Source organism: Nostoc sphaeroides (assembly GCF_003443655.1).
GTDB lineage: Bacteria > Cyanobacteriota > Cyanobacteriia > Cyanobacteriales > Nostocaceae > Nostoc > Nostoc sphaeroides.
This window is the reverse complement of sequence record NZ_CP031941.1, coordinates 685,730-705,719: the sequence shown is the minus strand read 5'-3', so window position 1 is coordinate 705,719 and position 19,990 is coordinate 685,730. Positions and strand designations below refer to the sequence as shown.

Below are 19,990 nucleotides of genomic sequence, written 5' to 3'. Positions count from 1 at the left end.
CAACCTACGCAGTTTAAGATTTTTGACGCTAACACCAAGCGTATTGGGGGATCTACGGCTTGCAATTTTCACAAATCAAATAGGATTGCCATAGCACATTCAACATTAATGTCTTTATTTCCTCTTTAGAGATTAATTGCATATTATATCCCTCCTATCAACGTGACTAAATACATCAGACCAGATCATCGATATTCAATTATCTGATAGGACGTTATTCTCTGATGGTGGCGGTTGAACTTCAACCGTTTCTTTCTGAATTTATTTCACCTGAAGGAGGGTTTAGTTGCATCTTTCTTTTGATAGGCAATATTCATCAAGGGTATTACTAATTAAAACCCCAAATTTCAAAGCCAAAATCGCCACAAGCATCAAATGTTTGGCGTGTTAGAGTTTGCGCGTCCTGAGTTTATGCCGATTCTGCTATTTGGTTGGCTAAGGCCTAAAGTTACTCGTTTCATAATCCAGTACAAACCAGCAAGTACTACAAAGGTGATAGCAATAATTACTAGGGGCTGTTTTCCCAGAATTTCTTCTACCCCTTTGGTTAGTAGGGCATCGGGTTGAGTAATAAAATCCCAACTGTTGAAACGCAAAAATCGCCCCCAATAAACACCAACAGCACACAGAAAATGTGTAATCAACTCAACGCGCCAAATCCATTCGCTTTTGCCAATACGATGTAAGTAGTAACCCCAATTAATTAACGATATGACATAAGCTTCAAATCCACCCATAATTACTAACAAATACAAAGGAATGAGTACCAAAGTAATCATCCAAACTGATTGAATTGTGCGGATATCATCTATCAAGTGAATTACATCGGTTAACAAATATGGTGCATTCGGTAAGAAAGCATAGAAAACTAAGAATCCTAGCCACCAAAGCCAAGAGCCACCACGTCTAAAGCGAAATAGCCACACACTTAAAGCTAAAGGTATAAAAGCCAGAAATAAATTCCAAGTCATCCAACTCATATTAATTCGCAAGACCTGTATAACTCTGGCTATCAATTCTTCTTTCATAGGTGCTAACTCAGAAGATGTTTGATTGATCTAAATTCACTCTGTAGTGTTAGTGTTAACCTCAGTGATTGACTGATAAAATTTTTGTACCCCCAAGGAAATTTGTTTACTCCAAGATCAGACAAGCTTTTTGTGTCACTTGTAAGGAAAAGCACACTGATATATGTCTGAAAATTAGAGTTTTTATGTCTTTCATACTGGGGGATGAAATTTATCAATCAGCTGAAATCACTAGTATAGCCAGAAAATAATCAAGGTAAAATCTACCACACAAAGAAAGTCTGAGCGGCAAAAACGCTGCTGAATACCTTTCTATGGACTTTTTTATGGAAATGTTTACCCTGTGCTAGCTATTATATTGATTTCATTTTGCCCTGCTAGAGTTCCAGAAGCATCCTAAAGTTTTTGCCAAGAGTGTAAAAACTTGTACCCCATCAGATAGATTATTCTGGCTGGCTACAGTATTTATTCATCTGATTGACTAAGGTATCCGACTGCTTGCCAAGTGTTGTAGCTGTTGTCAGCGCTGAGTCAATTTCGGCTCTCGCCTTTTGGATTTTTTCTCTACCAGATGTGGAGGCATCTGCTGTCTTGGTTACACCAAGCGCTTTACCTGCAATGGCGATCGCTTGACTAAGATTTTGAAAAATCTTGACAAAACCGCTTTGAAATTCTTTCAGCTTAGGATCTTTTAAATTCAGTTCCCTAATCGATTTAGTCACAAATTCTAAATCTTTAGATAGCTGTATGCTGGTGATCACTTGCGTTCCTTTATTTTTATCAATCAGAGAAGTTCCGGCATTCACAACTCGAATCAATCGCTGGCACTGGGAGACTTTATTTTCGCTGCAACTAGTAATCAATAAAGCGATGCTTAGGTTAACAGAAGCAAGAACAGTATATTTATGTGAAACAGACATTAATACCCCAACAACAATAAAACCGATAATATAGTATCCAATATTACGAATAAAAGAGGTATTAGGATTAGGGGAGAAGAGAGAGGTGACAGGTAACAGGTGATAGGGAATAATCTGTACCCTGTAACCTATAACCTATTCCCTTCTTCACTTCCCTCATCTGGAATTACCAATCTACTGGCAAACCCAACTGGTCTAAAGTAGCACCATCTTGCAAAAGTGGCTGAATATTGCTGTCTATTTGAATGCGACCATTAGATAGTACTAAAGCGCGTTGAGTAACTCTGCCTAACCAATGTAGGTCATGAGAAGCAATTAATATCACCTGTACGGGTAAATTTAACAACACTTGCGCTAGATGACGCCGCCATGCTGGATCAAGACCGTTAGTTGGCTCATCCAAAATTAAAATTGTCGGGTCTAGGGCTAAAATTGAGGCTAGGGCGGCTAGGCGTCTTTGTCCACCGGAGAGTTCGTGGGCGGAACGATTGGCGTAGGATTCAAGTCCAAAATCAGCTAATAACTGCCGGCCGCGATCGCTTGCTTTGGCTTGCGACATTCCATAGTTGCGTGGCCCAAAGGTGATATCTTCTAAGATGGTGGGCATAAATAGTTGGTCGTTGGCATCTTGGAAGCTAAAGCCGATTTGACGACGGACTTGGGGTAGAGTTTTCGGTTCTACCGGGATGCCATTAATCGTAATTTTCCCAGCTTGCGGTTGTTTTAAGCCGATGAGGTTCTCCAGCAAGGTGCTTTTTCCAGAACCAGTTGCTCCCATCAACGCCACGCGATCGCCCGGATTTAAGGTAAAAGAAATTTCTTGTAATACTGGCTCCTGGCGAGAATAGGCATACGCCAGGTTCTCAACCTCAACTACGGCGGCGTGGGGGTTATGGGTTGGTGATTGGGGATTAGAAGTTAAAGATTTCAAGATTCACAAACTCTATATTGACAACTGCACTAAATTCTGTAAGAAGTAAGAGTTACACAAGCAGCGATCGCCCAAGCTGCTAGTATGGCAAAACGCTCTTTTGGTCTGAGGGTAGAATCTATAGGCAATTGCCCGTTGTAACCACGAGTTACCATTGCTGCATAGACTCGCTCTGCCCTATCTAGACTACGGAGATACAAGGCTCCAATCATGGAAGCACTGGCGTAGCGCAGCCATGCCGCAGTTCCATTCAAACCGCGTAATTGAGCGCTGCGCTGCATCCGCGTCACTTCTGAGAGCAAAATTTCCATATATTGCCCTGCTAACAACAAGTTTTCTTTTAAAGGTGCTGGTACGGGTAAACCTTTGAGGGCGATGCCGAAACTGTGAGGCGGTAAGGTTAACAAAAAACTATTCATAGTAACCAAACAAATCAGAGAACGAACTAGCAAAAAACTGGCTCGTTCCCATCCCAAAGGCAATGCTAACAATGACAAAAAAATCAATTCTGTACCGAGTAATCCTCCCAAGCGGCGAATGGGGACGCGCAACAGCCAAGCCCACAAAAGTGCGATCGCGCCATATACACCTAAGCAATACCAAGCATAATGCTTTAATAAAGCTGCTCCCACTACAATCACTAGTGACAACTGCAAACGTAACGGTAAGGAAAGTTTAAGCATTCTTCGCTTTCACTACCTTGGCAATTCCAAAGGCAACAGCAAAGCAAACCGTAGCTCCCAAAAGCCCAGCGATACTTGTGCCAATTGGCCCTAAACCCTCAATACCATAGTCAGCTAAGGGAGTCGGCACAATTACCCGGACTTTACTGGCTAAGTCGATGAAGCCCGTGTTTTCGGCAACTTTCTCCAAACCATCAGGCCATGCTGAGGCAAAGAGTGACAGCACTCCTGCAATCAAGAAAATGGTGACAATGGGTACAGACCAACCGCGAAACTCCTGCTGTTCCCCTGGTAACAAATCTGGTCTGGCTGTGGCTAAATAAGTCAGCACACCCCCAGTAATTATCCCTTCGCCAATGCCAATCAGAATATGCACACCAGTCATAGCTGGTAAAACTATGGCTGCGGGTGCAGTTCCTGAAAGGGCTAACTCAATGGCACAAGCAATAGCAGCTACCACTACACTTACCCCACCTGCAATGCCAGCAGCCAAAGGTAAGCGCCCTTTAGATCCCCCAAACAGGCGCTGCAAGGTTTGGGTTAAAACCCAGCCAACCCAAACACCAATTACTCCCATGTTCAAAATATTTGCTCCCAAGGCTGTAATGCCACCATCAGCAAACAGCACAGCTTGAATAATTAAAACTGTGGCGATACACAACGTTCCTGCCCAAGGACTGCCCAAAACGATCGCAGCTAAGGTTCCCCCCAACAAGTGACCACTAGTACCCCCTGCTACCGGAAAATTGATCATCTGGGCGGCAAAAATAAAGGCGGTAGTTAATCCCAGTATGGGCGCACGGCGGATACCAAATGCCTCTTGCGATCGCTCGAAGGCAATAAAGAGTGCTGCTACACTCGCTAAACCAGTAGCCCCTGCCACTGGAAGAGAAACAAATCCATCAGGAATATGCATGATCTACCCTGTACAATAGACGTTTATTTACTCAATACAAGCAATAAAACAAAGGCATTAAATTAATAACAAACAAAATTTTCACCTTTTTTGCAATGCCCTCTTGGGGGATTTTATGCTGTTACTTTCGAGATATTTACTATCCAATGGCTGCTAAATAGTATACTTATTTCCTATTTTATTAATTTTTGTTAACTTTATTTTTATATATATCGCTAAATGTTGATAAATTCTTGAAAAAGTCGAAAAAACTTGACTTTAATAAGATAATATGCATTTAATTTGGATATTTTCAATCGCCAAAAGACCAGCTAGGATTGCCTTTCTTCTCTACGAGACGCTACGCAAAAATTTCGACTGCGCTCAATACAAGCATTTTGAATTGTTTTGCTGCTCTTACGAAGAATTCCGAAGTCAGAGTTCAGGATTCAGAATGCAATTAGCTCTTGATTCGGATTTACCACTTTCTTGTTTCCCACCAATTTTAAGATTTTCTGAACCAGTACTTACTAAGTAAGTGCAAATAATTAGAAGCTCGTGTAGTAAGCATAACGCACCAAAAATCTCAAATAGTGGGTTCTAGTCTCCGTAACTGATAAAACGTATATTTGCTGACTTTGCTAACTTAATGGTACAGTATTGATTGTTTGTATAAAAAAAATCTATTAGAAGAGACTAAAAAATACCATAAATTGAAGTGGTTAAATGTAAAGTTTAGATGAAGTTTAGGAAAATATTTTGAATTGAGGCGCGGAAATTACTAAACTTTTCAAAACAGCTAACTGTAATAAAAGTATTCATCAAATTTTGACTAACCAGGTTGAGTCAATCAAGCCAGCAGATGTTCGGCTTTGTTTCTCTCGGTTTTTACACATCCTCGTTCTGTAATGTGAAATTATGAAGACAAACTCATCCAACTCCCTGTTAACAGTACCAACTGGCCCACTAAAGATTTCCGAGTTGCCCCCTAACGATGTGGGTATAAGTGGTGAATCTATCCATCTTTCCCTAGTAATTCCTACTTATAAAGAACGTGACAACATCAAGAATGTAGTCAGCATATTAACTCAGCTACTGGATGAATCTATTCCAGGAAACTATGAATTGATTGTAGTAGACGATGATAGCCCAGACCGAACTTGGGAAATAGCACAATCCTTGATCGCAGAATACCCCCAGTTGCGGGTGATGCGACGCCAACAGGAACGGGGGCTATCAAGTGCGGTGATTCGTGGGTGGCAAGCAGCTACCGGGACTGTGTTGGGGGTAATTGATGGAGATTTGCAGCATCCACCAGAGGTGCTGACGCAACTGTTGCGTAATGTTGATCAGGGAGCAGATTTGGCAGTAGCCAGTCGCCATGTGGACGGAGGCGGTGTCAGTAGCTGGAGTGTTGTTAGACGTATCTTGTCTCGTGGCGCTCAGTTGTTGGGCTTAGTGATTTTGCCGGGGGTACTGGGAAGAGTTTCCGATCCCATGAGTGGTTATTTTATGGTGCGCCGGAGTGCGATCGCAAATGCAACACTTAATCCAGTTGGATACAAAATTCTCCTAGAAGTAATCGGGCGGGGAAAGGTAGGGGAAGTTGCCGAAGTTGGGTATGTGTTCTGCGAACGCAAAGAGGGTGAGAGTAAAGTTACATGGAAGCAATATATAGATTACATCCACCACTTGATACGGTTGCGGCTTTCCACAGGACGCGTAGGACGATTGCGTAGAAAAGTCAATTTCCCAGTTGGTCGATTCATCCGCTTTGGGTTGGTTGGCTTTAGTGGGGTATTTGTGGATATGGCAATACTTTACTTACTCAGCGATCCGACTACCTTGGCTTGGCCACTGACGCGCAGCAAAATTATTGCTGGTGAGATTGCAATTTTAAATAATTTCTTCTGGAATGACGCTTGGACATTTGCGGATGTCAGCGCCAGACAGCAAGGATGGCAGCAACGGCTGAAGCGGTTTGTGAAATTCAATGCCATTTGTCTTGCTGGACTGGTATTGAATGTACTGATATTAAATTTGGTATTCAATTTTATTATTCCTAACCGTTATATTGCCAACTTTATTGCGATCGCAGTTGCTACCGTCTGGAATTTCTGGATTAATTTGAAACTTAGCTGGCGGGTCACCGATGTGAAATAATCACAACGAGGGATTTGAGATTTTGATTTTTGTTCTTAGATTTTAGAACGAACTGAAATCTAAAACGTCAAATCTACAAATCCATTCGTCTGAGGCTCGGCAATGAGAGTTTTTTTCCAAGGTGCATTTGATTTTTACAAAAAAATTATCTCGTTGCTACCTGTCTATGCTGCCCGTTCCGTGCCCATAATAGATGCAAATTCTACCTCAAAACGCCAGCATTGGCATAATTGGCATCGCCTCCCGGATTTCTGGCTTCACCCCTTGCTGAACTTGATCTGGTTGTTCATCGGTATCAGTTTGCGCTTTGCCAACTTGACTGCAAAGCCTCCTTGGACTGATGAGTTTGCCACCTTGGTGTTTAGCTTGGGGAATACTTTTTTATCAATTCCCCTAGATCAAGCGATCGCACCTGATATTCTATTACAACCACTGCAACCAAACCCAGCAGCTAGTATTGGTGATGTGGTTCATAACTTAGCTACACAAGATAGTCATCCACCACTATATTTTGTGCTGGCTTACCTGTGGATAAAATTATTTTCTAGTGAAGGAGGATTAGTATCGCTGTTTGGGGCGCGATCGCTACCAGCGATATTCGGTGCTGCTTCCATACCGTGTTTTTATGTATTAGGCAAAGTAGCATTTCGCTCGAAATTAGTGGGACACTTGACTGCTGCCATGATCGCAGTATCACCTTATGGCGTATTTTTAGCACAAGAAGCGCGTCATTACACTTTGGGAATGTTATGGGTAATTGGTTCCCTCACTTGCTTAATAATTGCCACACGTCATATTCAAAACCGTACACCTTTACCTATATGGGTAGCACTTTTATGGGTAGGAATTAATGCTTTAGGATTTGCTACTCATTATTTCTTCAGCCTCACCCTCTGCACAGAAGCCATAGTTTTGATTTTTCTTGCTTGGCTTCAATTCCAAACTAGCAGCAAATTTGCTCTTTTCTTCTCGGATGGCTGGCGGCGCATTTATGCCGTTGTTGTAGGTACTTGTGTGGCGGGTTTAATTTGGATACCAATCTTACTAGAGAATAAAAATCGTGGTGTTTTGACCGAGTGGATTCGAGGTTCGCGCGTTGGACTAGATTGGTTAAGCCCAATTTTTCAAGCTTTAGGAACATTGATTGCAATGATTTCTCTGTTACCAGTGGAATCTTCTCAAGCTTTGGTTGTGATTCCTTCTGGAGTGGTGATGCTGACTTTCTTTATTTGGGCAGTACCAATTTTGCTGCGTGGGATCAAGATTCAACTACAGCACCGAGAAAACCGGATTATGATTCAGGTGTTTGCTGGAGTGGTGATCAGTGCGATCGCTTTATTCTTTATCTTTACGTACTTTTTGGGTATTGATCTGACCAGGGGTGCTAGATATAACTTTGTTTACTTTCCCGCGATCGTTGTTTTACTAGGCGCAAGTCTCGCAGTTTGTTGGCATCCCCCCAAGGAAATAAAAAGCATAGGTAAATGGGGAATAAACGGTAAAAAAGCCGTGATGTTAATTTGGCTAATGGGATTTTTCAGTGCAGTTACAGTAATCTGCAATCTCGGCTATCAAAAATATTATCGCCCTGACCTGTTTGTGCAACTAATTCAACAAACATCCTCAACACCAGTACTAATTGCCGCCACCCACAAAACTTATGTACACACTGGGGAAATGATGGGAGTCGCTAGGGAGATTAAACTTGCAAATTCACTCCAAAAACCTCTGTTTCTCCTTGCTCATCAAGACAAAGACCCGAATACTTCCACCATTGCTCTGGAAAATACTTTAAATAAATTACCACGACCTTTTGACTTGTGGCTGGTAAACTTTCACGCACCCGTAGCAGAAGCCGTCAAAACCTGCGTTATGTCTGATACTCAATCTTTGAATAGCATAGATGGCTACGAATATAAACTTTATCATTGTCAGCAGAGTTAATCTGACTGGTTCCCAGCCTCCAGGCTGGGAACCCATTCTCTTAGGCTCCGCCTCCAGTAGCTTGACCAGAGGCAGCAGCCCATGAGAATACATTCCCAGCCTGGAGGCTCTTAACGAGGCTAAACAAGCCTTTGGGCTTTACAAGCGTGCCATTCGCCCAATACCCCATGATCAATCCCTAATGCCCCAATCCAGATGCATCTTGTGGAAGTTCCTCAAATATCGATATCCATAGGAGACTAGAGAAAGAAGAAGAAAATATATTTGACACGTTTTCAAGCAGCGAAGGCTGTAACTAGTTAAGGAGGATTTATGCGTGCAGTACTGATGGCGGGGGGTTCGGGGACGCGGCTTCGCCCGTTAACTTGCGATCTGCCTAAACCGATGGTGCCGATCCTTAATCGACCAATTGCCGAACATATTATTAATCTCCTCAAACGACATCAAATTACAGAAGTTATTGCGACATTGCATTATTTACCTGATGTCTTGCGAGACTATTTTCAAGATGGCAGTGATTTTGGCGTCCAGATGACTTATGCTGTCGAAGAAGATCAGCCTTTGGGTACAGCAGGCTGTGTGAAAAACATTGCTGAACTTCTTGATGAAACCTTTTTAGTCATTAGCGGCGATAGCATAACAGATTTTGACCTCACGGCTGCGATCGCATTTCACAAACAAAATAAGTCAAAAGCTACTTTGATTTTAACCAGGGTTCCCAACCCGATTGAGTTTGGGGTGGTGATTACCGATGAGGAAAGACGAATTCGGCGATTTTTAGAAAAACCCTCTAGTAGTGAAATTTTTTCTGATACCGTCAACACTGGCACTTACATTCTCGAACCAGAAGTTTTAGAATATCTGCCAGCAAATATTGAATGTGACTTTTCTAAAGACTTATTCCCCTTACTATTAGCAAAAGATGAGCCAATGTATGGTTACATCGCTCAAGGTTACTGGTGCGATGTTGGCCACTTAGATGCTTATCGTGAGGCTCAATATGATGCCTTAGATGGAAAAGTGCAATTAGATTATGCCTACAAACAAGTTTCTGATGATTTATGGGTAGGTCAAAATACTTACATCGACCAAACGGCCGTGATTGAAGCCCCAGCAGTAATTGGTGATAATTGCCGCATTGGGGCAAGAGTCCAAATTGAAGCAGGAACCGTAATTGGCGATAATGTCACTATTGGCGCTGATGCGAATCTCAAACGTCCCATAGTGTGGAATGGGGCATTTATTGGCGATGAAGCACATCTTTCTGCTTGTGTAATTTCTCGTGGCGCTCGTGTAGATCGCCGCGCCCATGTATTAGAAGCTGCTGTTGTGGGTTCGCTTTCTACGGTGGGAGAAGAAGCCCAAATTAGCCCAGGTGTGCGCGTTTGGCCTAGTAAGAAGATTGAGTCAGGGGCAGTTTTAAACATTAACTTAATTTGGGGGAACACTGCCCAACGGAATTTATTCGGTCAACGTGGTGTGCAAGGATTAGCTAATATTGACATCACCCCAGAATTCGCCGTGAAGTTGGGATCTGCTTACGGTTCTACCTTAAAACCTGGTTCTAAGGTAACGGTTTCCCGTGATCAGCGTAATGTCTCTCGGATGGTGACGCGATCGCTGATTGCTGGTTTGATGTCAGTAGGTATTGATATTCAAAACCTCGATGCGACAGCTATCCCCATTGCCCGCACGGTTATACCCACAATGTCGGTAGCTGGTGGTATCCATGTCCGGGTACACCCCGATCGCCCTGACTACATTTTGATTGAATTCATGGATGCCAAGGGCATTAATATCTCCAAAGCTCTGGAAAAGAAAATTGAAGGGGCTTATTTTAAGGAGGATATGCGGCGAGCGCTAATTCATGAAATTGGCGATGTATCTTATCCTAGCCAAGTCATGGATCGCTACTGCACTGCTTTTGAGAAATTGTTGCATGTTCATACACTCCGCAACAGCCGCGCAAAAGTGGTGATTGACTATGTTTATGCCGTATCGGGGGCAGTTTTACCCCAAATGTTGGATAAATTTGGTGCTGATGCAGTAGTACTGAATGCCAGTGTCAATAAAACGGCGATGTCAATCACCGATCGCGAAGGACTGCTGACTCAGTTAGGTCATGTAGTGGAGGCATTGAAAGCTAACTTTGGTGTGCAAGTATCCGCTAATGGAGAACAGCTAATTTTAGTTGATGAATCCGGCTACCCAATTCGTGGGGAAACTTTAACTGCACTGATGGTAGACATGATTCTGACGGCTAACCCCAGAGGAACGGTAGTTGTACCAGTTCATGCTTCCAGTGCTATTGAACAAGTTGCCCGTCGCCACGATGGTAGAGTGATTCGCACTAAAGCCAATCCTACAGCTTTAATGGAAGCTTGTCAAAAAAACCCGAATGTGGTATTGGGAGGTAGTGGAGATACAGGTTTTATTTTCCCGCAACTGCATCCGGGATTTGATTCTATGTTCTGCATTGCCAAGATAATTGAGATGTTGACTATACAGGAGCGATCGCTTGCTGCTGCGCGAGCGGAATTGCCCCGTGTAATTCACAAAAGTTATACAATACGCTGCCCGTGGACTGCCAAAGGTGCTTTGATGCGTTACTTGGTAGAAACTCACCCAGCGCAAAATCTAGAACTCATTGATGGAGTGAAAATTTGTCAACCCTACGATGACAGTTGGCTATTAGTTTTACCAGATGCTAGCGAACCACTGGTGCATTTGTATGCAAATAGCAACGATCGCGAATGGGTAGATGAGACTGTGAGAAACTACCGCACCCGTGTTCAGTCGTTTGTAGAAAGACAACAAGAATATCAACCAGCCGAAGCATAACTTGTAATTCGTAATTCGTAATTGAATTCTTTAATTACGAACTACGAATTATCTTGATCATCAGCCCAACTATCGGAAGGAAAGTAGGCTTTCACATTTGCCTCTGTAGTTTACTTAAAATATTAAAAATTGGCCAAAAACATAGATAATTTATATTTATAAATCACTCAATTTAAAATATTACCAAATAAAAAATATCGCAATCGAAAAGTTAAATCCCCAACTTCTTAAAGAAGTCGGGGATCTGGACACCGCAAATTTTCACAAATTAGATATGATTCCTATGGCTAACCCTCCTATAGGACTCATATTTGATTTTTGAACAAAACTCAGTACACCTTTATTCTTTCTTCCCAGTCCCCAGTCCCCAATCCCCAGTCCCTTACCTCTACAAGTGATTCAGAAATCAAATCGGATTGCTATAGAATGCTTTGAAAGGGGTTCCAAATTATCATCGAGGACATTCTGGTAAATTTTTATTAGCGTAATTGCAATCAAAATAAATTAAAGCTTCTCTAGTAGAGGGGAATCTTGTAGTTGTGGTGTATGGATCACTATCTGGACTTGCTTCATATAACCAAACTTTCAAATAGTAATGACTATTATCATCGCTAGACCATAATTCATAACGGTAATCACCTCCTGAACCCTCGCTATTTAAATAGTCAGCTAGTACTTTATTTGATGCAGACAACAAGCTCAACACTGTCAAAACAGGAATTACAGCTACTTTTAATGTTGGGATGAATTTCATAAATGCACAAAAAATTTACTTTCTCTAGCTTCTTTTATAGATGTATATTTTAAAACCAGTAATAATTCTGAATATTGTGTGAGCATATCGTAAGCCACTTACAGTAAATAGGGGTGGAATGAAAGTCCGTCCGCCTTTTTGGTTTGTTTCCTGAAATACTTTACAAAATTTTACTTAAATTAAATGATAAAAACTTTCAATAAGTCTGGTAGGATATCTTCAGGCTTATTGAGATAGATATTCATTAAGTCGATAATATATTTCAACAAGACAAATAGGTATCCTGGCGATACCTTCTCTACGAGAGGCTACGCCAACGGTGAGCTTCTCTACGAGACGCTTCTCTTCGAGAGGCTTCGCCAACGCGAACGCTAACGCAAATCCATATATCAGGTAAAAATATGTCGAAAAAAATCGGTCTGTTCTACGGTACTCAAACTGGCAACACTGAATCTGATGCTGAAAAAATTCGGGATGAGTTTGGTGATGATGTTGTAACATTACATCCCATTTACGAGGCGGATACTACAACTTTTGATGAGTATGACTTGCTGATTATTGGCTCTCCCACTTGGGATATTGGTCAACTTCAGAGCGATTGGGAAGGTTTTTTCTCTGATCTGGATGAAATAGATTTTAGTGGTAAGCTGGTTGCCTATTTTGGTGATGGAGATCAATATGGCTATGCCGATAATTTCCAAGATGCAATGGGAATTTTAGAAGAAAAAATTTCCCAGCGAGGCGGTAAAACTGTTGGCTACTGGCCAACTGAGGGTTATGACTTTGAGAATTCTAGAGCTTTGAAAAATGGCAAATTTGTTGGGCTGGCACTTGATGAAGGTAGTCAATCCGATTTAACAGATGAGCGAATTAAAACTTGGGTTGCTCAATTGAAAACAGAATTTGGTTTGTAGAAAGCCTTGGGGCCGGGAGATCCCCGACTTCTTATAGAAGTCGGGGATCTGACAACTAGTGAAATTGATAATTTAGAAGTTATAGGTATTTATGTCTGATTCATTTGATGTTCTGTGGTTAAATGCCAGTCCTATATTGAAGCGTTTTGATAAACCATTACTTGAATACTTATCTGGGTATATAAGCGTCGCCCAGTGGGAATACCAGCAAACCAAAGATGAAGCCAGTTCCATAGATCAAGCTGTGGAATTGCTATATGAGTTTTTAGAATGGCGCGATCGCCCCGTGCATTTAGCCGGTCATGGGATGGGTGGTGCGATCGCCTTAACCTTTGCGCGTAGATTTCCTCAAAAAGTGCGATCGCTCGCCTTGCTAGCTGTAGCGGCTCAACCTGCAAACAATTGGCAAGCTCACTATTACTTTCAACGACAACTTTTTAGCATTAGCCGTGAGCTAGTTTTAGCAAGCAGCGTTCGCAGTCTATTTGGAAATCAACCACCTCATACTACTAAAAAGTTAGTAGCTGCCTTAGATAAAGATTTAGAACAATCTCCCACGTCACACTCTTTATTTAAGTTGGTTTATTTACCCAAGGGTGGAGTTTCTATGCCAATGATGGTATGTGGTAGCAAGACTGATCCGGTAGTCAACTCAACTGTATTGCATGACTGGTTAAATTGGTTAAAGCCAGAAGATAAGCTCTGGGAATGCCCAGAAGGATATCATTTTTTTCATTACTTCTATCCTCAACAGGTTGGTGAAGAGATTTTGAGTTTTTGGAAACGCCACAATCTGCACCTGTTAGAAGCATCTGCACTATCTTTTAGTACTTCTACAAATTAGTAACTCTGCTATATAAGCAACAGATACCTCGAAGTCGTGTTGAAGTACTCCAAAGTCGTTTTGAGGTACTCCAAAGTCGTTTTGAGGTACTTCAAAGTCGTTTTGAGGTACTTCAAAGTCGTGTTGAGGTACTTCAAAGTCGTTTTGAGGTACTTCAAAGTCGTGTTGAGGTACTTCAAAGTCGTTTTGAGGTACTCCAAAGTCGTTTTGAGGTACTTCAAAGTCGTTTTGAGGTACTCCAAAGTCGTTTTGAGGTATTTCAAAGTCGTATGGTGACGCAATAAAGATGCCATAAATCACCACAAAGACGCGATAAATCGCCGTCTCTACAAAAGACTAATTGTAGAGACGGCGATTCATCGCGTCTCTTGCCTACGATTCATCGCATCTCTTGCCTTAACCGAAGAGCCAAAGGGTTTAGCACAGCTTCACAAATAAATGATGTGTATCCAAAATTTAAAATCTAAAATTCGGTAAGTTTATGTTTTTTTATTGATTAATTCTAGGCAAATATCGCTAATTCAGTTTCCGGGTCAAAAAAGTGAATTTTTTCTGGAGTTAGCGATAACCAAAGTTGCTCACCAGGTTGTACAAATCTGTCTGGTGGTATTCGCACTTGTAGGGAATTGGCTGTAGTCGCAGGTTGAGATCCTGGTTCGGCAATTTTAACAGCGAGAAAGGAATCGTTGCCAAGATTCTCCACCAAATCTACTTGCACTGGTAGATTTTTGGTGGCTGGCATACTCAAGTTAAAGTGTTCTGGACGAATGCCTAAAATTAAAGTTTTCCCATCATATTTTTGTAAAGCTTTTCCCCAGACTTCTGGAAGGGTGAAACGCAACTGGGAATGAGTAATCAACTGCGGGGCATGAAATTCTACCGGAATAAAATTCATCGGTGGTGAACCAATGAATTCTGCTACAAAAAGGTTGGCAGGACGGTTGTAAAGTTCTAGGGGAGAAGCGACTTGTTGAATTTTACCCTCAGACATAATCGCAATGCGATCGCCCATTGTCATCGCTTCTGTTTGATCGTGGGTAACGTAAATCGTCGTTGTCCCCAGTTGGCGCTGCAATTTGACAATTTGAGCGCGGGTTTCTGCCCGTAGTTTGGCATCTAAATTAGAAAGCGGCTCATCCATTAAGAATACTTGGGGGTCACGCGCGATCGCTCGTCCCAATGCAACCCGTTGTCTTTGTCCTCCAGATAGCTGTTTGGGTAAGCGATTTAGCAATGTTTCGATTTGCAACAGTTGAGCAACACTACGCACCTGCTCATTCACAGCTCGTTCTTTGTCAGAAGTGTAGCGCAGTCCTTTAGGTAACTTTCTGGTCGCCCCCACAAAAAGATTTTCTGCCCACGCCTGAAAATATTGAGACGAGGAAGTATTTTCTCCTCCGCTCCTCTGCTCCTCTGCTCCCCTGCTTCCCCTACGGCGTAACCCAAAAGCGATGTTGTCATACACCGTCATGTGAGGATAGAGGGCGTAATTTTGAAACACCATTGCGATGTCGCGTTCTTTGGGTGGTAGGTCATTGATTAAGCGATCGCCTATCCAAATATTACCGCCAGTCATCACTTCTAAACCAGCGATTAACCGCAGCAAAGTGCTTTTACCACAACCAGAAGGGCCTACCAGCACCATAAACTCGCCATCTGCGATCGTCAGGTTAATCCGCCGCAAGACGTTAACACTTCCCGCCCGTTCTGGCGCTGCATCAGTTCTTTCCCCAGACGTGAGAGAAGATTGGTTTTCTGAGGTTACACTTTCCCCTTTACGCGGGGAAAAACTTTTATAAACGTTTTCTAAAATAACTTGGGACACAACTAATTATTGTCATTGGGAATTGGGCATGGGGGAATGGCACTAAGAAAAGCCCAAAGGCTTGTGTAGTCTCGTTCCCAGTCTTAAGACTGGGAATGTATTTAGAGAGGCTCTGCCTCTCGTCAAGAAAGAGGAGGCAGCAGCCCTAGAGAATGGGTTCCCAGCCTGGAGGCTCTTAACCAGTCAGGGCAAGGGCTGTATCTTAACTTAGTGCCATTCGGGCATGGGGCATTGGGCATTGGATTTGGACTAATGACCAATGACAGTTTAGCGCCCATCATAATACACCTTCAGGGTAAATACGAAAAGTTAAAAAAACAGCTTGCATCATCAAAAGCAAACTATCCTGAATTTTAGGGCTATCAGGAGGTGTTGTGATGACTACCGACGTACCTAAAAATCTTTCCCAAGATCCGAGTATTAATCCTGTCCATCAAATCCTCCGGGGTACTCCCGCCACATCGGTACTCCGATTGGCGGTGAGGGGGATAGGAGGGCTGATTGAGTGGGGTTCAATACCCCCGAAATCAGCAATTTTCTTAATTGGTTGGGCTGTTTTGCTTCTCAACATAAGACTTAAGTTCGTCGAGGGTAACGCCTCCGCATGAGGCAACAAAGTACGCACCTGTCCAAAAGACTGGTTTACTGTAGAACCGATTAACGTGTTCATGAAACTCCTTGCGAATTAACCGACTAGACACTGTTTTTAGGTTGTTCACTAGCTTGCTTACTTCCACATCCGGTGGGTAACTAATAACTAAGTGAACATGGTCTGATTCTGCGTTGTACTCTGTAACCTTGCTTCTCCACTTAGCGCAAGTACCCTCGAATATCTCTTGTAGTCGTTTGAGTATTGCTTGATTGATAACCTTCCTCCGGTATTTGGTGACAAGCACCAAGTGAATATTAAGACTATAAACTGCTCTGTGTCCTATATTGTAAGTCATGCCACCAAATGGTATTATGACTATATGCTACTAACTTATCAGTTCAAACTCAACCCGACATCCGTTCAAGTTGTCATTCTTGAGACTTGGGGGGAGTTGCTGCGTCGTCATTGGAACTACGCACTAGGCGAGAGGTTAGACTGGTTAAGGCGCACAAGGTCACAAATTGACCGATGCAGTTTAATTTCTGAACCAATTGGTGAGATACCGAATAAACCTGATTACTATACACAAGCGTCAAACCTTAAACAAACTAAAGAGCTATTCCCCGACTACAAAAACATTTACGCCGACTGCCAACAACAAAACCTGATGCGGTTGGATAAAGCGTGGAAACGATGGCTAATACCTGACAAAAAAGGGCATTGTGGAGGTAAGCCACGATTTAAAAAGCGTGGTGATATTTCTTCATTTACCTTCCCGCGTGTTAATTCACCAAAAGCTGGCGCACATCTGACAGGTAACGTTCTCAAACTATCCAAGATTGGTGAGATTGAGGTTATCTTGCATCGCCCAATTCCAGATGGTTTTGAGATTAAACAGGCAACAATTTTAAGTAAAGCTGATGGATGGTATTGCAGTTTTTCTGTTTATGATAAAACTGTACCTGATTCTTTGCCTCTCGATAAGATTAAATCTGCCACAGGTATAGATGTCGGGTTGGAAAAGTTTTTAACTACTGCTGATGGACAAAGTATTGAAGTGCCACAGTATTACCGTAAGGCACAATCAAAATTAGCCCGTCAGCAGCGCAAGCTTGCACGTAAAATTAATGGGTCTAAAAACTACAAGAAACAAACCAAAAAGGTTGCACTTACTCATTTGCACGTTGCAAGACAAAGAAAAGAGTTTCATTATCAAGTTGCTCATTGGTTAGTTAATTCTTATGACTTAATTGTTTTTGAAAACTTGAACATTAGAGGTTTAGCTAGGACACGATTAGCCAAATCGATACTAGATGTTGCGTGGGGTGCATTCCTCCAGATTATGCAAGCAGTAGCGGTAAGACGCGGCAAGCATACGGCAGGAGTTGACCCCAGAGGCACAAGTATTAATTGTTCGAGTTGTGGTGAAAGGGTCGAAAAAACCCTTGCGATCCGTGTTCATAGTTGTTCTTGTGGATTGGTCATTGACCGAGACTGGAACAGTGCATTGAATTTGTTAAAGCGTGGGTTCGCCCCAAGCGTTGTCGAAGGGTCGGTTGGACTACCGATTCCTGGCTGTGGAGGCTTAGACAGTAGTCAGCCTGTGAAGCAGCAAGTCTCATTTGTGAATTTGAGATGCTCCCGCTACACTGCTTGCAGTTAGCGGTGAGAGTTGTCACATAATGTCTCCCGTTGGTGGAGTTGGGATTAACTACGCGATTCAAGATGCTGTCGTCGCAGCGAATGTACTCAGCAAACCGCTCAATAACCGACAAGTACAACTTAGCGACTTAGCAAAAGTACAACGTCAACGCGAGTTGCCCACACGCATCATTCAGGCGTTTCAAACTTTTATCCAAAAGCGGGTATTTGCCCCAGTTCTCACCTCAAATCGCACCTTTGTACCACCTGCGTTTTTGCGCTTACCCATCTTGCGCGACCTTCCAGCCAGGTTGATCGCCTTGGGTGTTTTTCCAGTTCACGTCAAGACTTAATTTTTGGCAAAAATTTTTTCTATTTAATCAATGAGTGGTACAATTATACTACTCAATGCAGAATTCAATGCTCATTTAGTCAGGCGAGGGTGGCGGACGGCATATTTAATGCTGTTCAAAGCGATCGCTTGGCTTTTATGCTAGAAAGGACTAAAAACCAGAGTGGATTTAGAAAATTTGTTCAAACATTATTAAAAAATGCAAAAGATTAAACCTATCTAGATATTAATTGGCACTACATAGAAAAACCTTCTCTTTTTGAATCAGTACTTTTTGCAGTCAGGAGTAATTTTAATGAACAGCTGCGTTTTGATGGCGGAAATTATCAACGAGCCGCAACTGCGTTATACAGCCGATAATCTGGGAGTGACGGAAATGCTGGTGCAGTTTCCCAATTCCCAGAAACCAGAAGAACCGCCAGCCACGCTGAAAGTTGTCGGCTGGGGGAATTTAGCGACAGAAATTCAGCAAAACTACCATCAAGGCGATCGCGTCATCCTGGTAGGACGTTTAAGCATGAATACTGTTGAACGTCAAGAAGGTTTTAAAGAAAAACGTGCTGAATTGACAGTACAACAAATTCAACCTGTTGGAGGTAGTTTTAATACTGATCCATTGCCCTCAGCAACCGTAACTCCATCATTCACTGAAACTGCTCCACGACAACCATCAGCATCTCGTCCGGCACAGAAAGAGTTTCCCAGTTACGATTCACCACGTCCAGCGCCTACCCCGGCTACAAATCCTGTTGGCGTTGCTCCCCAAGCGACAACTTACGAACCCATACCCCAACCCGCAAATTATGAGCGAACCACTTATCCAGCAGTGAAAGAGCAAGAACCAGATCCAGATGATATTCCGTTCTAAAGTTGGTAGTTGAGCATGTATTCAATTTGCTTACATACTTAGCAAAAAGCATTATAATTAGACATTTTTAGGACTTACGCATTGACAGAAAAGCCAAAATAACAGGTAGAGTTTTCAAGGCTGATAGCTAGATTTTTCAATGAGATTTTAGCGATCGCACTCAATCAAAGGTGATTGATAAAAGCCTGAAACAACGTATTTAGGTTGATGCACAAGATAGTTATTTTGTACAGTGCGTAAGTCCTAATTTTTTACAAATATAGGATTCCTATTTGATTTTTGAACAACTAAGCTGCCTACAAGCTTGATATACAAAGCTTTACTTCTCAGTATACTGAGCAAGATTCAAGTAGGATTCCTATAGCCATCCTTTAGGATGTGCTATTTTTTTGTATGCGTTGATCCTTTGCATCTTGTGGTGAAACATCGCTTACCTACTCTTATTTCAATACGCTTGAGTTAAGCCAGAAAAATAAATTTGCGTAGTAGCGTGGCAACCCAATAAATTAAGCGCTGATTTCGGCGGATTGTATTCCCAAGCAGAAATCAAGGACTGGTAAGGCTTCTGGAAAACTTTTCGGTCTACTGAAATTCCACTTTCATTCCAGCTCGTCAACATTTAGATGCGTTTGCCCTGAGATTGGGTGGATCGCAGTGGAAAATCGATGTTCTGATAAGCTATTTAGCATAAAAAGTACTTTCTTTATTTATGCTGAATTCTTGCCTTTATTTTAGGCTTCTGTACTCCACCGTATAGTCTTGTATACTTCTTCAAAAATCAATAGGAGTCCTATA

Annotated in this window: 17 protein-coding genes and 1 pseudogene; 9 read left to right on the top strand and 9 right to left on the bottom strand. The window is 42.2% G+C overall.

Features of this window, described 5'->3' with window-relative positions; genetic code table 11:
- Positions 1 to 371: 371 nt before the first annotated feature.
- The 5 genes from D1367_RS03280 to D1367_RS03260 all read right to left on the bottom strand — a co-directional run bounded on the left by D1367_RS03280 (position 372) and on the right by D1367_RS03260 (position 4,478).
- Positions 372 to 1,028, bottom strand: a complete 657-nt coding sequence (locus D1367_RS03280) for a DUF1361 domain-containing protein (protein ID WP_118162759.1) — start codon at positions 1,026 to 1,028, stop codon at positions 372 to 374.
- 443 nt (positions 1,029 to 1,471) lie between these two features.
- Complete coding sequence (locus D1367_RS03275) at positions 1,472 to 1,948, bottom strand: hypothetical protein (RefSeq protein WP_118162756.1); 477 nt, start codon at positions 1,946 to 1,948, stop codon at positions 1,472 to 1,474.
- Positions 1,949 to 2,114: 166 nt separating this feature from the next.
- Entirely contained in the window at positions 2,115 to 2,879 is a 765-nt protein-coding gene (locus D1367_RS03270) for an energy-coupling factor ABC transporter ATP-binding protein (RefSeq protein WP_118162753.1), read from the bottom strand.
- A 29-nt stretch (positions 2,880 to 2,908) separates the two neighbouring features.
- Positions 2,909 to 3,562 (bottom strand): energy-coupling factor transporter transmembrane component T family protein, encoded by a 654-nt coding sequence (locus D1367_RS03265; protein WP_118162751.1) that lies wholly within the window; start codon positions 3,560 to 3,562, stop codon positions 2,909 to 2,911.
- A complete protein-coding gene (locus D1367_RS03260) occupies positions 3,555 to 4,478 on the bottom strand; it encodes an energy-coupling factor ABC transporter permease (RefSeq protein WP_118162749.1) in 924 nt (307 codons plus the stop codon). The genes D1367_RS03265 and D1367_RS03260 overlap by 8 nt, the downstream gene beginning before the upstream one ends.
- An 897-nt stretch (positions 4,479 to 5,375) precedes the next feature.
- Between D1367_RS03260 and D1367_RS03255 the strand changes: the two genes are divergently transcribed.
- From D1367_RS03255 to D1367_RS03245, 3 genes are all read left to right on the top strand, one after another.
- Positions 5,376 to 6,620, top strand: coding sequence for a glycosyltransferase (locus D1367_RS03255; protein ID WP_118162747.1), 1,245 nt, complete (start codon positions 5,376 to 5,378; stop codon positions 6,618 to 6,620).
- 102 nt (positions 6,621 to 6,722) lie between these two features.
- Entirely contained in the window at positions 6,723 to 8,564 is a 1,842-nt protein-coding gene (locus tag D1367_RS03250; protein WP_118162745.1) for a glycosyltransferase family 39 protein, read from the top strand.
- A 312-nt stretch (positions 8,565 to 8,876) separates the two neighbouring features.
- On the top strand, positions 8,877 to 11,405 hold the full coding sequence (locus D1367_RS03245; RefSeq protein WP_118162742.1) for a mannose-1-phosphate guanyltransferase: 2,529 nt from the start codon (positions 8,877 to 8,879) through the stop codon (positions 11,403 to 11,405).
- Positions 11,406 to 11,856: 451 nt separating this feature from the next.
- Here D1367_RS03245 and D1367_RS03240 read toward each other — a convergent pair whose 3' ends face one another.
- Positions 11,857 to 12,159, bottom strand: a complete 303-nt coding sequence (locus D1367_RS03240) for a hypothetical protein (RefSeq protein ID WP_118162740.1) — start codon at positions 12,157 to 12,159, stop codon at positions 11,857 to 11,859.
- Positions 12,160 to 12,560: 401 nt separating this feature from the next.
- On the opposite strand from D1367_RS03240, the gene fldA reads away from it, so the two are divergent.
- Together fldA and D1367_RS03230 are read left to right on the top strand one after the other, a co-directional pair.
- On the top strand, positions 12,561 to 13,073 hold the full coding sequence (fldA, locus tag D1367_RS03235) for a flavodoxin FldA (RefSeq protein WP_118162738.1): 513 nt from the start codon (positions 12,561 to 12,563) through the stop codon (positions 13,071 to 13,073).
- A gap of 91 nt (positions 13,074 to 13,164) precedes the next feature.
- Positions 13,165 to 13,917: an alpha/beta fold hydrolase gene (locus D1367_RS03230; RefSeq protein ID WP_118162736.1), complete on the top strand. Its 753-nt coding sequence runs from the start codon at positions 13,165 to 13,167 to the stop codon at positions 13,915 to 13,917.
- Here D1367_RS03230 and D1367_RS03225 read toward each other — a convergent pair.
- Positions 13,891 to 14,217, bottom strand: coding sequence for a hypothetical protein (locus D1367_RS03225; RefSeq protein WP_220451001.1), 327 nt, complete (start codon positions 14,215 to 14,217; stop codon positions 13,891 to 13,893). The genes D1367_RS03230 and D1367_RS03225 overlap by 27 nt on opposite strands.
- Before the next feature lie 202 nt (positions 14,218 to 14,419).
- Positions 14,420 to 15,742 carry an ABC transporter ATP-binding protein gene (locus D1367_RS03220; protein WP_118162731.1) on the bottom strand — a complete coding sequence of 441 codons (1,323 nt, stop codon included), beginning with the start codon at positions 15,740 to 15,742 and terminating at the stop codon, positions 14,420 to 14,422.
- A 377-nt stretch (positions 15,743 to 16,119) separates the two neighbouring features.
- On the opposite strand from D1367_RS03220, the gene D1367_RS03215 reads away from it, so the two are divergent.
- Positions 16,120 to 16,350 (top strand): hypothetical protein, encoded by a 231-nt coding sequence (locus tag D1367_RS03215; RefSeq protein ID WP_118162729.1) that lies wholly within the window; start codon positions 16,120 to 16,122, stop codon positions 16,348 to 16,350.
- On the opposite strand, the gene tnpA is transcribed toward D1367_RS03215, so the two are convergent.
- Positions 16,282 to 16,689, bottom strand: a complete 408-nt coding sequence (tnpA, locus tag D1367_RS03210) for an IS200/IS605 family transposase (protein WP_228674650.1) — start codon at positions 16,687 to 16,689, stop codon at positions 16,282 to 16,284. The two genes, D1367_RS03215 and tnpA, sit on opposite strands and share 69 nt — an antisense overlap.
- Here tnpA and D1367_RS03205 point away from each other — a divergent pair.
- The 3 genes and pseudogenes from D1367_RS03205 (at position 16,669) to D1367_RS03195 (ending at position 19,195) form a co-directional block, all read left to right on the top strand.
- On the top strand, positions 16,669 to 17,997 hold the full coding sequence (locus D1367_RS03205; protein ID WP_228674651.1) for an RNA-guided endonuclease InsQ/TnpB family protein: 1,329 nt from the start codon (positions 16,669 to 16,671) through the stop codon (positions 17,995 to 17,997). The genes tnpA and D1367_RS03205 overlap by 21 nt on opposite strands.
- A gap of 7 nt (positions 17,998 to 18,004) precedes the next feature.
- A pseudogene (locus tag D1367_RS03200) lies at positions 18,005 to 18,328 on the top strand (FAD-dependent monooxygenase); the annotation flags it as partial.
- A gap of 294 nt (positions 18,329 to 18,622) precedes the next feature.
- Positions 18,623 to 19,195, top strand: coding sequence for a single-stranded DNA-binding protein (locus tag D1367_RS03195; protein WP_118162721.1), 573 nt, complete (start codon positions 18,623 to 18,625; stop codon positions 19,193 to 19,195).
- Positions 19,196 to 19,990 lie beyond the last annotated feature (795 nt).

Bases quoted from the DNA above. Each gene is read 5' to 3' on its own strand.
- D1367_RS03280 (WP_118162759.1), bottom strand. From the start codon at position 1,028: ATGAAAGAAGAATTGATAGCCAGAGTTATACAGGTCTTGCGAATTAAT.
- D1367_RS03275 (WP_118162756.1), bottom strand. From the start codon at position 1,948: ATGTCTGTTTCACATAAATATACTGTTCTTGCTTCTGTTAACCTAAGC.
- D1367_RS03265 (WP_118162751.1), bottom strand. From the start codon at position 3,562: ATGCTTAAACTTTCCTTACCGTTACGTTTGCAGTTGTCACTAGTGATT.
- D1367_RS03260 (WP_118162749.1), bottom strand. From the start codon at position 4,478: ATGCATATTCCTGATGGATTTGTTTCTCTTCCAGTGGCAGGGGCTACT.
- D1367_RS03255 (WP_118162747.1), top strand. From the start codon at position 5,376: ATGAAGACAAACTCATCCAACTCCCTGTTAACAGTACCAACTGGCCCA.
- D1367_RS03250 (WP_118162745.1), top strand. From the start codon at position 6,723: ATGAGAGTTTTTTTCCAAGGTGCATTTGATTTTTACAAAAAAATTATC.
- D1367_RS03245 (WP_118162742.1), top strand. From the start codon at position 8,877: ATGCGTGCAGTACTGATGGCGGGGGGTTCGGGGACGCGGCTTCGCCCG.
- D1367_RS03240 (WP_118162740.1), bottom strand. From the start codon at position 12,159: ATGAAATTCATCCCAACATTAAAAGTAGCTGTAATTCCTGTTTTGACA.
- fldA (WP_118162738.1), top strand. From the start codon at position 12,561: ATGTCGAAAAAAATCGGTCTGTTCTACGGTACTCAAACTGGCAACACT.
- D1367_RS03230 (WP_118162736.1), top strand. From the start codon at position 13,165: ATGTCTGATTCATTTGATGTTCTGTGGTTAAATGCCAGTCCTATATTG.
- D1367_RS03215 (WP_118162729.1), top strand. From the start codon at position 16,120: ATGACTACCGACGTACCTAAAAATCTTTCCCAAGATCCGAGTATTAAT.
- tnpA (WP_228674650.1), bottom strand. From the start codon at position 16,689: ATGACTTACAATATAGGACACAGAGCAGTTTATAGTCTTAATATTCAC.
- D1367_RS03195 (WP_118162721.1), top strand. From the start codon at position 18,623: ATGAACAGCTGCGTTTTGATGGCGGAAATTATCAACGAGCCGCAACTG.